This window comes from Streptomyces sp. NPDC047525, assembly GCF_040643025.1.
In the GTDB taxonomy this organism is placed as follows: domain Bacteria; phylum Actinomycetota; class Actinomycetes; order Streptomycetales; family Streptomycetaceae; genus Streptomyces; species Streptomyces durmitorensis.
Window position 1 is genome coordinate 129,555 of the sequence record NZ_JBEYTL010000005.1, and the last position, 13,250, is coordinate 142,804.

Sequence of the window (13,250 nt, forward strand, 5' to 3'; positions counted from 1 at the left end):
ATTCCAGCATCTTCAATCGCCGGACGGGCTGAATTTCAGCCCGTCCGGCGATTGAGGTCGAACTCGGCGGAGCCGGTGATGGACGGTGCCCTGGAGCTGCGAGGGCTCAGCCCTGCGGGTGGTGCGCCGGGATCTCGGGCAGCTCGCCCGTGGTCTCGTACGCGGAGAGCATGTCGATCCGGCGGGTGTGGCGCTCCTCACCCGAGTACGGCGTCGACAGGAAGATCTCGACGAACTTCGTCGCCTCCTCCTGCGTGTGCATCCGGCCGCCGATCGACACCACGTTCGCGTCGTTGTGCTCGCGTCCGAGCGCGGCCGTCTGCTCGCTCCAGGCGAGGGCCGCACGGACCCCCTTCACCTTGTTCGCGGCGATCTGCTCCCCGTTGCCGGAGCCCCCGATCACGATGCCGAGCGACTGGGGGTCCGCCGCCGTCTTCTCCGCGGCGCGGAGGCAGAAGGGGGGGTAGTCGTCCTGGGCGTCATAGATGTGGGGCCCGCAGTCGACGGGCTCGTGGCCGTGGCTCTTGAGCCACTCGACCAGGTGGTTCTTCAGTTCGTAGCCGGCATGATCCGAGCCGAGGTACACGCGCATGCGACTGAGTGTGGCACGTCGCGGGGCGGGTAGCGGCGACCGGGGCCGGGACCTTGGTCACCCAGGTCTGGGCCATCGGGCCGGAATATCACGATCCGGAGTCAGGACTTCCGTCACGTACACCCCTGAGTTTGAATGCGGGGGCTCGTGACCCGAGAACTTAAGGATTCGTCCATGACCTCGCAACCCTCCCTTGCGAAGGCAGACCGCAGCCCCAACGAACCTGGGGATCCGCAGTCTGGAGACACCGGTGACGGCCTCAAGGCCGGGCTGAAGAACCGACACCTCTCCATGATCGCCATCGGTGGCGTCATCGGAGCGGGACTCTTCGTCGGCTCCAGCTCCGGAATCGCCGCCGCAGGGCCCGCCATCCTCGTCTCGTACGCCCTCGTCGGCACGATGGTCGTCCTCGTGATGCGGATGCTCGGCGAGATGGCCGCCGCACGGCCCACGTCGGGCTCCTTCTCCACCTACGCGGACCAGGCGCTCGGCCGCTGGGCCGGTTTCTCGATCGGCTGGCTCTACTGGTTCTTCTGGGTCGTGGTGCTCGCGGTGGAGGCCACCGCCGGTGCCGTCATCCTCAACGGGTGGATACCGGCCGTCCCGCAGTGGGGCTGGGCGCTCATCGTGATGGTGGTCCTCACCGCGACGAACCTCGTCTCGGTCGGCTCCTACGGTGAGTTCGAGTTCTGGTTCGCCGGCATCAAGGTCGTCGCCATCGGCGGGTTCGTGATCATCGGTCTGCTCGCCGTCTTCGGCGTGCTGCCCGGCTCCGACAACCCCGGCGCCGGATTCGCGCACCTCACCGACGCGGGCGGATTCATGCCCAACGGCGCGGGCGCCATCCTCACCGGCGTACTGATGGTCGTCTTCTCCTTCATGGGCTCCGAGATCGTCACGCTCGCCGCAGGTGAGTCCGAGGACCCGCAGCGCGCCGTCACCAAGGCGACGAACAGCGTCATCTGGCGTATCGGCGTCTTCTACCTGGGCTCGATCTTCGTCGTCGTCACGCTGCTTCCCTGGGACGACAAGTCGATCGTCAAGGACGGTTCGTACGTCGCCGCGCTGAACTCGATCGGCATTCCGCACGCCGGTCAGGTCATGAACGTCATCGTCCTCACCGCCGTCCTCTCCTGTCTCAACTCCGGCCTCTACACCGCTTCCCGCATGGCCTTCTCGCTCGGCCAGCGCGGTGACGCGCCCAAGGCCTTCGCGCGCACCAACGCACGCGGTGTGCCGCAGGCCGCGATCCTCGGGTCCGTCGTCTTCGGCTTCATCGCCGTCTGGTTCAACTACCAGTGGCAGGACACCGTCTTCGACTTCCTCCTGAACTCGTCGGGCGCGGTGGCCCTCTTCGTCTGGCTGATGATCGCGTTCACGCAGCTGCGGATGCGCGGCATCATCCTGCGCGAGCAGCCGGAGAAGCTGGTCGTGAAGATGTGGCTCTTCCCGTACCTGACCTGGGTCACGATCGCGATGATCTCGTTCGTGCTCGTCTACATGCTGACCGACGAGGCCGGGCGCAAGCAGGTGCTGCTCTCGCTGCTCGCCGCCGCGTTCGTGGTCGTGTTCTCCCTCGTACGGGACAAGGTGCGGCCCCGCGTGGACACCGACACCGACGCCGACCTCGACGTCGACTCGGACACCGTCGACGCCTAGCCGGTGCCGTCCGGCGGTGGCGTGGTCGACGTACCCGCCACCGTCGGCGGAGGCGTGCCCGGTCCCGGTGGCTCACTGCCGCCGGGATCGCGTGCGGTGAAGAACATGACGGCCGCCACGGCGGCCGCGACCAGCAGGACCAGAGCGGTCAGGACGCGGGCGCGCCAGTCGGTGTCCCCTTTCTGATCTCCGGGTGGCTCCGGCGGCCTCGGCGGTGCCGCGAGCACCGCCCGCAGGGCCGCCTCCGTCTCGTCGAGACCCGGCCGCCGCTCCGGTTCCTTGGCCAGGAGCGCGGCGAGCACCGGATACAACCCGCTTGATTCCGGCGGCAGTTCAGGCGCCTCGTGCAGGACGGCGACCAGCGTGTTCAGCGCCGAGTCGCGGGCGAACGGCGAGCTGCCGCGCAGCGCGGTGCAGAGCGTCGCCCCCAGGGACCAGAGGTCGGACGGCGGGCCCTGCTCCGCCCCCGAGACCCGCTCGGGCGCCATGTACTCGGGCGAGCCCACCAGTTGGCCCGTCTGCGTGAGGCGGCCCGTGTCCTGGAGCGCGGCGATGCCGAAGTCGGTGAGGACGACCCGTCCTGCGGGCCCTCCGTGGCCGAGCAGGACGTTCTCCGGCTTGATGTCACGGTGCAGGACGCCCGCCCCGTGCACCCGGCGCAGCGCCGCCACCAGGGCGAGGCCGACGCGCGCCGCGTCGCGCTCGTCCAGGGGCCCCTCGTCGCCGACGTACCGGGCAAGCGACCGGGCGTCGACCAGCTCCATGACGATCCAGAGGCGACCGTCCTCCTCGGCGACGTCATAGACGCGTACGACACCGGGGTGGTCGATCCGCGCACTGGCCCGCGCCTCGCGCAGCGCGCGTTCTCTGCGGACGCGGGCGTCCTGAGTCTCGGGGCCCTCGAAGGCGCCGTCGATCCGCATCTCCTTGACCGCGACATCGCGGTCGAGCAGCTCGTCGACCGCGCGCCACACGCGGCCCATGCCGCCCTGGCCGATGACGTCGAGCAGGCGATAGCGGCCCGCGACCACGCGATGCTCCGGCATGGGTACACCCCCAACCTCCTTTCATGACAGCACAGTTCACGCGGTTTCCCGAGGCCCGGAAACGACCGGGAAAACTTGACGGCCGATGTCAGGTTTTCCGGGGAAGCTCTGAGGCGTCAGCCAGCACTTCTTGGAGGATCACCGTGGACTTCACCGATCAGCGACTCGTGTTCCGGCCCGGCGACGACGGCTACGACGAGGAGATCGCCGGATTCCAGACCGGTTTCGCACAGCGGCCCGCGATCGTGTTCGCGGCCGGGAGCGCCGATGACGTCGTCGCCGCCGTGTCGTACGCCGCCGACGCGGGGCTGCCCATCGGCGTACAGGCCACCGGGCACGGGCTGCCGGGGTCGTCGGAGGGCGGCGTACTGATCAGCACCCGGCGGATGGACTCCGTCCGGATCGATGCCGACGCGCGCACGGTCACCGTGGGCGCCGGGGTCCGCTGGGGCCAGGTCGTCGAGGCAGCGGCGGCGCACGGGCTCGCGCCGCTGAACGGCTCGGCGCCGGGCGTGGGAGCCGTCTCGTACACGCTGGGCGGCGGCCTCGGCATCCTGGCGCGGGAGTTCGGGTACGCCGCCGACCACGTCCGGCGGCTCGACGTCGTCACGGCGGACGGCACCCTGCGGCACGTCACGGCCGAGAGCGAGCCCGAGCTCTTCTGGGGGCTGCTCGGCGGTGGCGCGAACCTCGGGGTGGTGACGGCCCTGGAGATCGGCCTGGTGCCGGTGGCGCGGCTGTACGGCGGGGCGATCGAGTTCGACGGGCGCGAGGTCGATCCAGGCCGGGTGCTCCGGGCGTACGAGGCGTGGACGCGGACGGTGCCGGACGAGCTGACCTCGTCGGTGGCCGCGCTCGTCTATCCGGACATGCCGCAGCTGCCGCCCCATCTGCGGGGCCGCTATCTCGTGACGGTCCGGGTCGCCTACACCGGCTCCGAGGCGGCGGGCGAGCGGCTCGTGGCGCCGCTGCGGGAGATCGGGCCCACGGTGTCGGACTCGCTGCGGGAGATGCCGTACACCGACAGCCACACGATCCACAGCGACCCGGACTTCCCGCACTCCTACTACGGGGACGGCGTGGCGGTGCGCGAGCTGGATGTCGCGGCGGCGTGCGAGCTGCTCGCGCTGACCGGTCCTGCCGCCGAGAAGATGCACGTCGTGCAGATCAACCAGCTGGGCGGGGCGCTCGCGAAGTCCGCGGGGCCCGCAGAGAACGCCGTGCCGCACCGGGACGCGGGGTGGCTGGTGCGGGTGCTCTCGCCCTTCGACGGCACAGACGGCACGGACGGCGGCACTGATCTCGACGCGGTGCGGGCCGTGCAGGCGCGGGCGTTCGGGCTTTTCGCGCCGGATACGGCGGGGCGGCTGCTCAACTTCGCCTTCGGCGCGGGGGACCGGCCCGAGGGGCTGTACGACGCGGGGACGCGGAAGAGGCTCGCCGGACTCAAGGCCACGTACGACCCGGCGAACCTCTTCAGGCGGAACTACAACGTCAGTTGACCGCTCAGCGGTCGAGGAACTTCCACGCCGTGGGCAGCGCGCCCATCGCGAGCGCGGCCTTCAGGGCGTCGCCGATCAGGAAGGGCGTCAGCCCGGCGGCGACGGCCTGGGTCAGCGACATGCCGGTCGCGGCGGCGAGGTACGGGACGCCGACCGCGTAGATGATCGCGGAGCCGAGCACCATCGTGCCTGCGGTGCGCAGGACGGAGCGGTCGCCGCCGCGGCGGGCGAGGGCGCCGACCACGGTGGCGGCGAGCAGCATGCCGAGCACGTAGCCGAGGGACGGCGCGGCGACGCCGGAGCCCGCCTCGGCGAACCAGGGCATGCCGGCCATGCCGACGAGGGCGTACACGGCGAGGGAGAGGAAGCCGCGGCGGGCGCCGAGGGCGGTGCCGACGAGGAGGGCGGCGAAGGTCTGTCCCGTCACCGGCACGGGCGAGCCCGGGACGGGCACGGCGATCTGGGCCGCTATGCCGGTCAGGGCGGCGCCGCCGAGGACGAAGGCCGCGTCCTTCGCGCGGGACGCGGGGAGCAGGTCCGCGAGGACCTGGCCGGGACGGGAAGAGACGGCGGCGATGCTCATCGGGACTCCGCGGGTTCTGGGACGGGCAGATGGGACCCCAGGACGCTATCTCAGGCGGGGGCGCCTTTCACCGGCGATGGGTGACAAGGTGCCGGGTGCCCCGGTGGTGGGCTCTGCACAAAGCGCGGGGGGTACCCCTGCGGGGGGCGTGATGCTCGTCACTGAGGTGGGGCGTGATGGGGCCCGTTTTGCGCGGGGGGCTCCTGCCCAGGGAGACTGTAGGTTCCCGCCAAAGCCTTGTGAGCCCGAGAGCAGCCTGAGCACATGCACGACGCACCCCCCGACGAATCGGCGCCCAGCAGGGTGGGCACAACGGGGACGGAACCGGAGCCGCTCGGCGGAGGCCTGAAGCAGCGGCATCTGACCATGCTGGGGCTCGGCGGTGTCATCGGGGCCGGGCTCTTCGTCGGGTCGGGGGCCGGGATCGCCGTGGCCGGGCCCGGCATCGTCGTCTCGTATCTCATCGCCGGTGCGCTCGCGATGTGCGTGATGCGGATGCTCGGCGAGATGTCGGCCGCGATGCCCGCGTCCGGGTCCTTCTCCGTGCACGCCGAGCGCGCCCTCGGCCGCTGGGCGGGGTTCAGCGTCGGGTGGCTCTACTGGTTCCTGCTCGTCGTCGTGCTCGCCGTGGAGGCGACCGGTGCCGCGCAGATCGCCAACAGCTGGGCGCCGGGCGTTCCGCAGTGGGCCTGGGTGCTGATCTTCATGCTGGTGTTCACGGCGGCCAACCTCGCCGCCGTGAAGAACTTCGGCGAGTTCGAGTTCTGGTTCGCCGCCCTGAAGGTCTTCGCGATCGTCGCGTTCCTGGTGCTCGGGCTGCTCGCGATCTTCGGAGTGCTGCCGGACACGGACCCGGTGGGCCTCACCAACCTCACCGGGCACGGCGGGTTCCTGCCCCACGGCTGGGAGGGCGTGACGTCCGGCGTGCTCGCCGTCGTCTTCGCCTTCGGCGGCCTCGAGGTCGTGACGATCGCGGCCGCCGAGTCCGACGACCCGGTGCGCTCGGTCGCCCGCGCCGTGCGCAGCGCCGTCTACCGCATCCTCTTCTTCTACGTCGGCTCGATGCTGGTCATCGTGACGGTCCTGCCGTGGACGGCGGAGAAGGCAGGCGTCAGCCCGTATGTGACGGTCCTCGACTCGATCGGGGTGCCGTCCGCCGGCACGATCATGAACATCGTGGTGTTCGTGGCGCTGCTCTCGGCCCTGAACGCCAACCTCTACGGCTCGTCCCGGATGGTCTTCTCGCTGGCCGAGCGCGGCGAGGCCCCCAAGGCCCTGCTGAAGGTGTCGGGCGGCGGGGTCCCGCGCCGGGCGGTCCTCGCGTCGGTGGCCTTCGGCTTCGTGTCCGTCGTACTCAATCTGAAGTGGCCGGACTCGGTCTTCCTCTACATGCTCAACTCGGTCGGCGCGGTGCTCCTCTTCGTGTGGGCGCTGATCGCGGTCTCGCAGCTGCGCCTGCGCCGCCGCATCGAGCGCGAGGCGCCGGAGCGGCTCGTCCTGCGGATGTGGGCGTTCCCCTACCTGACGTGGGCCGCGCTCGCGGCGATGGCGGCCGTGCTCGGGCTGATGCTGACCGATGACGGGGCACGGCCGCAGCTGCTGTGGTCGGCGGCGGCGACGGGTCTCGTTCTCGCGGTCGCGGGGCTGCGGGAGTGGCGCGCGGCGCACATGAAACGGGAGTGAACATCTCGTGTCCACATCTTCACAACGTGTGAGCGTCGTGTCCGTATAGCGGTCAGGTGTTCCCTGTCAGCGGTACCGGACTTCAGACTGTGGCCGCTCGCTCCCCCGTCTCAGCTACTGAACAGGGCACGCCCATGTCTCGGACGTCCACCCCCCAGGACGCATCACCCGACGAGGCCCCCGAGGCCCCCAAGGTCGATTCACCGCTCGTCCACGGCCTCAAGCAGCGGCATCTCTCGATGATCGCCCTCGGCGGCGTCATCGGCGCCGGCCTCTTCGTGGGCTCCGGAGCGGGCATCGCCGCGGCAGGACCCTCGATCGTCCTCGCCTACGCGATATCCGGCGCGCTCGTCATGCTCGTGATGCGCATGCTCGGCGAGATGTCCGCGGCCAACCCGGCGTCCGGCTCCTTCTCGGTCCACGCCGAGCGTGCGATCGGCCCCTGGGCGGGCTTCACCGCGGGCTGGGGCTTCTGGTTCCTGCTCTGCGTCGCCGTCGGCCTCGAAGGCATCGGCGCCGCGAAGATCATGGTGGGCTGGTTCCCCGACAGCCCCGAGTGGGCCTGGGTCGCCCTGTTCATGCTGGTCTTCTGCGGGGCCAACCTGACGGCCGTGAAGAACTTCGGCGAGTTCGAGTTCTGGTTCGCCGCCCTGAAGGTCGGCGCGATCGCGCTCTTCCTGGGCATCGGCGTCCTGGCGATCCTGGGCATCCTGCCCGGCTCCGACGTCTCCGCCCCCGGCACGGACAACCTCACCGGCGTGGGCGGGTTCATGCCGAACGGCACGGACGGGCTGATCATCGGCCTCCTCGCGTCCGTCTTCGCGTACGGCGGTCTGGAGACCGTCACGATCGCGGCCGCGGAGTCCGAGAACCCGGTCCAGTCCGTCGCCAAGGCCGTGCGCACGGCGATGTGGCGCATCGCCCTCTTCTACGTCGGCTCGATGCTCGTCGTCGTCACGCTGCTCCCGTGGGACAACAAGGAGGTCGTCGCGAAGGGCCCGTACGTCGCCACGCTCGACCACCTGGGCATCCCCGGCGCCGGTCAGATCATGAACGTCATCGTCCTGATCGCCCTGCTCTCCGCGATGAACGCCAACATCTACGGCGCATCGCGCATGTCGTACTCCCTGATCGCGCGCGGCCAGGGCCCCAAGGTGCTGGGCCGCGTCCACAGCGGCGTCCCGCGCCTCGCGGTCCTCGCCTCCTCGGTCTTCGGCTTCGTCTGCGTCCTGCTCAGCTACTGGCGCCCTGACGACGTCTTCCCCTGGCTCCTGAACATGATCGGCGCGATGATCCTGGTCGTCTGGATCTTCATCGCCGCCTCGCAGCTGATCCTGCGCCGCAGGACGGAGCGCGAGGAGCCGCAGAAGCTGGTCGTGAAGATGTGGGCCTACCCGTTCCTGACGTGGGTGGCGCTCGCCGCGATGGCGTACATCTTCTACCTGATGACCGAACAGCCGGACACGCGCAAGCAGCTCCTGGCCACGGGCACGCTGACGCTGGTGCTCGCGGTGATCGGTTTCGTCCGCCAGAAGACGGCGGAGAGGCGTGCGGCGGTCGCCGCCGAGTAGGACACCTTCGTTCGCGCGAGAGGGCCCCGAGTCGATCGACTCGGGGCCCTCTCGCGTTTCCCGGGCCCGCGGACCTAGGACGAAGGGCTGATCAACTCCGGCCCACTCCTGCTGCTAGCCTGCACTTGCATATAGGTTGCAATAAGCGTTGCACTACAGCAGAGCAGCAGTCGGAGGGCTCGGACATGGCCATTTACACGCTTCCTGAACTTCCGTACGACTACGCGGCGCTCGAGCCGGTCATCAATCCCCAGATCGTCGAGCTGCACCACGACAAGCACCACGCGGCGTACGTGAAGGGCGCGAACGACACCCTTGAGCAGCTGGAGGAGGCGCGCGACAAGGAGACGTGGGGCGCCATCAACGGCCTGGAGAAGAACCTGGCCTTCCACCTCTCCGGCCACATCCTGCACAGCATTTACTGGCACAACATGAACAGCCCGAAGGACGGCGGCGGCGGTGAGCCGCTGGCCGCGGACGGCGTCGGTGACCTCGCGGACGCCATCACCGAGTCCTTCGGCTCCTTCGCCAAGTTCAAGGCCCAGCTGACCAAGGCCTCGGCGACCACGCAGGGGTCGGGCTGGGGCGTGCTCGCCTACGAGCCGCTCAGCAACCGCCTCATCGTCGAGCAGGTCTACGACCACCAGGGCAACGTCGGCCAGGGCTCGACGCCGATCCTGGTCTTCGACGCCTGGGAGCACGCCTTCTACCTTCAGTACAAGAACCAGAAGGTGGACTTCATCGAGGCCATGTGGCAGGTCGTCAACTGGCAGGACGTGGCCAAGCGTTACGACGCCGCGAAGCAGCGGGTGAACAGCCTGCTGCTGACTCCGTGATCCGACGCCCTGATCCGACGTCCTGAGACGTCCCGCCTCGTGATCGTCTTCTCAACCTTCGCGCGGGCGGGCGGATAGACGAAAGACCCCCGTGAGGACATGACTCACGGGGGTCTTTCGGTATGCCGGGTTCCGGGCGGATGGTGGGGCATGGCCTACAAAGACTGCCCGAACTGCCGCACAATGCAGGAATTTCGCTTCCTCACCGGGGAGGAGAAGACCGAGGTCCGCCTCCTCACCGGATTTCCCAACGTGGACAACTACATACGCTGCGCCCACCGGGGCTGCGTGCGCTACCAGCAGTCGGGCAACGTCAACGCCGGCGGGGACCTGCCTGAAAAGTTCCGCTAGCCGACTGGCTCAGTCGAAGATCGGCCCCTGCGTCCGGGTCCGCTTGATCTCGTAGAAGCCCGGCGTCGACGCCACAAGGAGCGTGCCGTCCCACAGCTTCGCCGCCGCCTCGCCCTTGGGGGCCGGCGTCACGACGGGGCCGAAGAAGGCGACCTGCTCGCCGTCCGCGCCGGGGACCGCGATGACGGGCGTGCCCACGTCCTGGCCGACCTTGTCGATGCCCTCCTGGTGGGAGGCGCGCAGCTGGGTGTCGTACTCGTCCGAGTCCGCGTAGTCGGCGAGCTCCTCGGGCAGGCCGACGTCCTTGAGCGCGGAGACGACCGCCTCGCGGGTCGGGCCCTCGCCGAGGTTGTGGAAGCGGGTGCCAAGGGCGGTGTAGAGCTTGCCGGTGTATTCGTCGCCGTGCTTCTGCTGGGCGGCGATGACCACGCGGACCGGGCCCCAGGCCTTCGTCGCCAGCATCTCGCGGTACTCCTCGGGCAGCTCGTCGAGCCTGTCCTCGTTCAGCACGGCGAGGCTCATGACGTGCCAGCGGACCTCGACATCGCGGACCTTCTCCACCTCGAGCATCCAGCGCGAGGTCATCCAGGCCCACGGGCACAGCGGGTCGAACCAGAAGTCAACAGGGGTCTTGCCGTTCTCGGACATGTCTCTCCCTAGGGAATGCGTGCGCGCTTGGCCAGGGGAACGTCAGTGATCTACCCGGGCATTCCCGGATACCGCGTGCAGAGGGCACATGCGAGGATCGTAGACATTCGTACAGGTCGTGCGATCCACGACTTCCCCCTGCGAGTACAAGGGAGTACCGCCCGTGCCCGGTGAGAATCTTTCCCGCGACGAGGCCCAGGAGAGGGCCGCGCTGTTGTCCGTCGACGGGTACGAGGTCTTTCTCGACCTGCGCTCCGCGATCGGCGAGAGCGTCCAGGAGCCGCGCACGTTCCGCTCCGTCACCACGATCCGCTTCCGCTCCGCCGAACCCGGCGCCGCGAGCTTCGCCGATCTGATCGCCCCGAGCGTCACGGCACTCTCCCTCAACGGCAAGGACCTGGACCCCTCCGAGGTCTTCGACGGCACCCGGATCACCCTTGAGGACCTGGCCGCGGAGAACGAACTGGTGGTGGACGCCCAGTGCGCCTACAGCCGCACCGGCGAGGGCATGCACCGCTTCGTCGACCCGGAGGACGGCGAGGTCTATCTCTACACGCAGTACGAGCCTGCGGACTCACGGCGCGTCTTCGCCAACTTCGAGCAGCCCGACCTGAAGGCGCCTTTCCGGTTCTCGGTGCAGACCCCCGACGGCTGGACCGCCTGGTCGAACGGCTCCGGTGAACTGGTCGACGGCGTATGGAAGTTCGCCGAGACGAAGCCGATCTCGACGTACATCACGGCTGTCGTCGCGGGCCCGTACCACTACGTGACGGATTCCTACAGCCGCACGTTCGACGACGGCACGACGCTGGACATCCCGCTCGGCGCGATGTGCAGGAAGGGGCTCGCCAAGCACTTCGACGCGGACGACGTCTTCCTGGTCACCAAGCAGGGGCTCGACTTCTTCCACGACCACTTCGACTACCCCTACCCGTTCGGGAAGTACGACCAGGCCTTCGTCCCGGAGTACAACCTGGGCGCGATGGAGAACCCCGGCTGTGTGACCTTCCGCGAGGAGTTCATCTTCCGCGGCAAGGTGACCCAGGCGTCGTACGAGCGCCGGGCCAACGTCATCCTGCACGAGATGGCGCACATGTGGTTCGGCGACCTGGTCACCATGCGCTGGTGGGACGACCTGTGGCTCAAGGAGTCCTTCGCCGACTTCATGGGCTCCTTCTCGATGGTCGAGGCGACGCGCTTCACCAACGGCTGGATCACCTTCGCCAACAACCGCAAGGCGTGGGCCTACCGCGCCGACCAGCTGCCCTCCACGCACCCGGTCACGGCCGACATCCGCGACCTGGAGGACGCCAAGCTCAACTTCGACGGAATCACGTACGCGAAGGGCGCATCGGTACTGAAGCAGCTCGTCGCCTACGTGGGCCGTGACGCGTTCCTCGAGGGCGCCCGGCGCTACTTCAAGCGGCACGCGTACGGGAACACCCGGCTCGGCGACCTCCTCTCGGTCCTGGAGGAGACCTCCGGGCGCGACATGGCGTCCTGGTCGCAGGCCTGGCTGCAGACGGCGGGCGTCAACTCCCTTACTCCGCAGGTCATTCTGAACGCGGAGGGCCGGATCACCGAGCTCTCCGTGGTGCAGGAAGCCGCCGAGTCCCACCCCGAACTGCGGCCGCACCGCGTGGCGGTGGGCCTGTACCGCCGCTCACCCGAGGGCGAGCTGACGCGGTTCGCACGCGCGGAGGTGGACGTCGAGGGTCCGCGCACGGTCGTGTCCGAGCTGGCTGGTGAGGAGGCTCCCGACCTTGTCCTGGTCAACGACGACGACCTGACGTACTGCAAGATCCGCTTCGACGAGACCTCCCTCGACACCCTGCGGGCGCACCTCGGCGACATCACCGACCCGCTGGCCCGCGCGCTGTGCTGGTCCGCGCTGTGGAGCCTCACCCGGGACGGGCTCATGCCCGCGCGGGACTTCATCGGGCTCGTGCTGCGGTTCGCGGGGCGCGAGAGCGACATCGGGGTCCTTCAGATGCTGCACACGTGGGCGGACTCGGCCCTCACGCACTACGCGGCCCCCGAGTGGCGCGAGGAGGGCGGGCGCGCGCTCGCCGAGGGCGCGCTGCGGGAGCTGCGGATCGCGGAGCCCGGCAGCCAGAACCAGCTGACGTGGGCGAGGTTCTTCGCCGCGGTTGCCTCCTCCGAGGCCGATCTGCAGCTGCTGCGGACCCTCCTTGAGGGGACGGCGAAGATCGACGGCCTGGACGTCGACCAGGAGCTGCGCTGGGCCTTCCTCGGCCCGCTGGCCGCGCACGGCGTCGCCGACGAGCAGATGCTCGCCGCCGAGCTGGTCCGGGACGACACGGCCTCGGGCAAGCGGCACCAGGTGCGGTGTCTGGCCGCGCGGCCTTCCGAGGCGGTCAAGGCGCAGGCGTGGGCCTCCGTGGTGGAGTCCGACTCCCTGTCCAACGCGCTGGTGGGGGCGACGATCTCCGGCTTCTCCCAGTCCTCGCAGCGGGAGCTGACCGCTCCTTACGCGGCGAGGTACTTCGCCGCCATCGAGCGGGTGTGGGCCGAGCGGTCCATCCAGATCGGGATGGACGTGGTGAAGGGGCTGTTCCCGCACCTCCAGGACAGCCCGTCCACGGTGGACGCGGCCGACGCGTGGCTCGCCTCGCACGAGTCGGCCGCGCCCGCGCTGCGGCGGCTCGTGCTGGAAGCCAGGGACGACCTCGCGCGGTCGCTGCGGGCGCAGGCCTGCGACGCGGCGGCCGTTTCCTAGGCGAACCGGGGCGGGGTGCCCGCCGATCGCTGCTCGGCA

Annotated in this window: 11 protein-coding genes; 7 read left to right on the forward strand and 4 right to left on the reverse strand. The window is 69.5% G+C overall.

Annotation, left to right across the window (positions count from 1 at the left end):
- Window positions 1–106: 106 nt before the first annotated feature.
- On the reverse strand, window positions 107–592 hold the full coding sequence (locus ABZ833_RS16140; protein ID WP_361046631.1) for a ribose-5-phosphate isomerase: 486 nt from the start codon (window positions 590–592) through the stop codon (window positions 107–109).
- Between the two features lie 174 nt (window positions 593–766).
- Between ABZ833_RS16140 and ABZ833_RS16145 the strand changes: the two genes are divergently transcribed.
- A complete protein-coding gene (locus ABZ833_RS16145) occupies window positions 767–2,251 on the forward strand; it encodes an amino acid permease (protein ID WP_361046634.1) in 1,485 nt (494 codons plus the stop codon).
- On the opposite strand, the gene ABZ833_RS16150 is transcribed toward ABZ833_RS16145, so the two are convergent.
- Entirely contained in the window at window positions 2,248–3,297 is a 1,050-nt protein-coding gene (locus ABZ833_RS16150; protein WP_361046636.1) for a serine/threonine-protein kinase, read from the reverse strand. The two genes, ABZ833_RS16145 and ABZ833_RS16150, sit on opposite strands and share 4 nt — an antisense overlap.
- A gap of 143 nt (window positions 3,298–3,440) precedes the next feature.
- On the opposite strand from ABZ833_RS16150, the gene ABZ833_RS16155 reads away from it, so the two are divergent.
- Window positions 3,441–4,799, forward strand: a complete 1,359-nt coding sequence (locus tag ABZ833_RS16155; RefSeq protein WP_361046639.1) for an FAD-binding oxidoreductase — start codon at window positions 3,441–3,443, stop codon at window positions 4,797–4,799.
- A gap of 4 nt (window positions 4,800–4,803) precedes the next feature.
- Here ABZ833_RS16155 and ABZ833_RS16160 read toward each other — a convergent pair whose 3' ends face one another.
- On the reverse strand, window positions 4,804–5,382 hold the full coding sequence (locus tag ABZ833_RS16160) for a biotin transporter BioY (RefSeq protein WP_344519968.1): 579 nt from the start codon (window positions 5,380–5,382) through the stop codon (window positions 4,804–4,806).
- A gap of 366 nt (window positions 5,383–5,748) precedes the next feature.
- Here ABZ833_RS16160 and ABZ833_RS16165 point away from each other — a divergent pair, with 366 nt between their 5' ends.
- The 4 genes from ABZ833_RS16165 to ABZ833_RS16180 all read left to right on the forward strand — a co-directional run bounded on the left by ABZ833_RS16165 (window position 5,749) and on the right by ABZ833_RS16180 (window position 9,823).
- Window positions 5,749–7,065, forward strand: coding sequence for an amino acid permease (locus ABZ833_RS16165; protein WP_361047477.1), 1,317 nt, complete (start codon window positions 5,749–5,751; stop codon window positions 7,063–7,065).
- A gap of 134 nt (window positions 7,066–7,199) precedes the next feature.
- Window positions 7,200–8,636 (forward strand): amino acid permease, encoded by a 1,437-nt coding sequence (locus ABZ833_RS16170; protein WP_361046645.1) that lies wholly within the window; start codon window positions 7,200–7,202, stop codon window positions 8,634–8,636.
- Between the two features lie 185 nt (window positions 8,637–8,821).
- A complete protein-coding gene (locus ABZ833_RS16175) occupies window positions 8,822–9,472 on the forward strand; it encodes a superoxide dismutase (RefSeq protein ID WP_249589905.1) in 651 nt (216 codons plus the stop codon).
- A 150-nt stretch (window positions 9,473–9,622) separates the two neighbouring features.
- A complete protein-coding gene (locus ABZ833_RS16180; RefSeq protein ID WP_361046647.1) occupies window positions 9,623–9,823 on the forward strand; it encodes a hypothetical protein in 201 nt (66 codons plus the stop codon).
- A gap of 9 nt (window positions 9,824–9,832) precedes the next feature.
- Here the strand turns inward: ABZ833_RS16180 and ABZ833_RS16185 are convergent, their stop codons facing one another.
- The gene (locus ABZ833_RS16185; RefSeq protein ID WP_249589903.1) at window positions 9,833–10,471 is read right to left on the reverse strand and encodes a DsbA family protein; all 639 of its coding nucleotides are present in this window, start codon (window positions 10,469–10,471) and stop codon (window positions 9,833–9,835) included.
- A 163-nt stretch (window positions 10,472–10,634) separates the two neighbouring features.
- Between ABZ833_RS16185 and pepN the strand changes: the two genes are divergently transcribed.
- Window positions 10,635–13,211 carry an aminopeptidase N gene (gene pepN / locus ABZ833_RS16190; protein WP_361046650.1) on the forward strand — a complete coding sequence of 859 codons (2,577 nt, stop codon included), beginning with the start codon at window positions 10,635–10,637 and terminating at the stop codon, window positions 13,209–13,211.
- Window positions 13,212–13,250 lie beyond the last annotated feature (39 nt).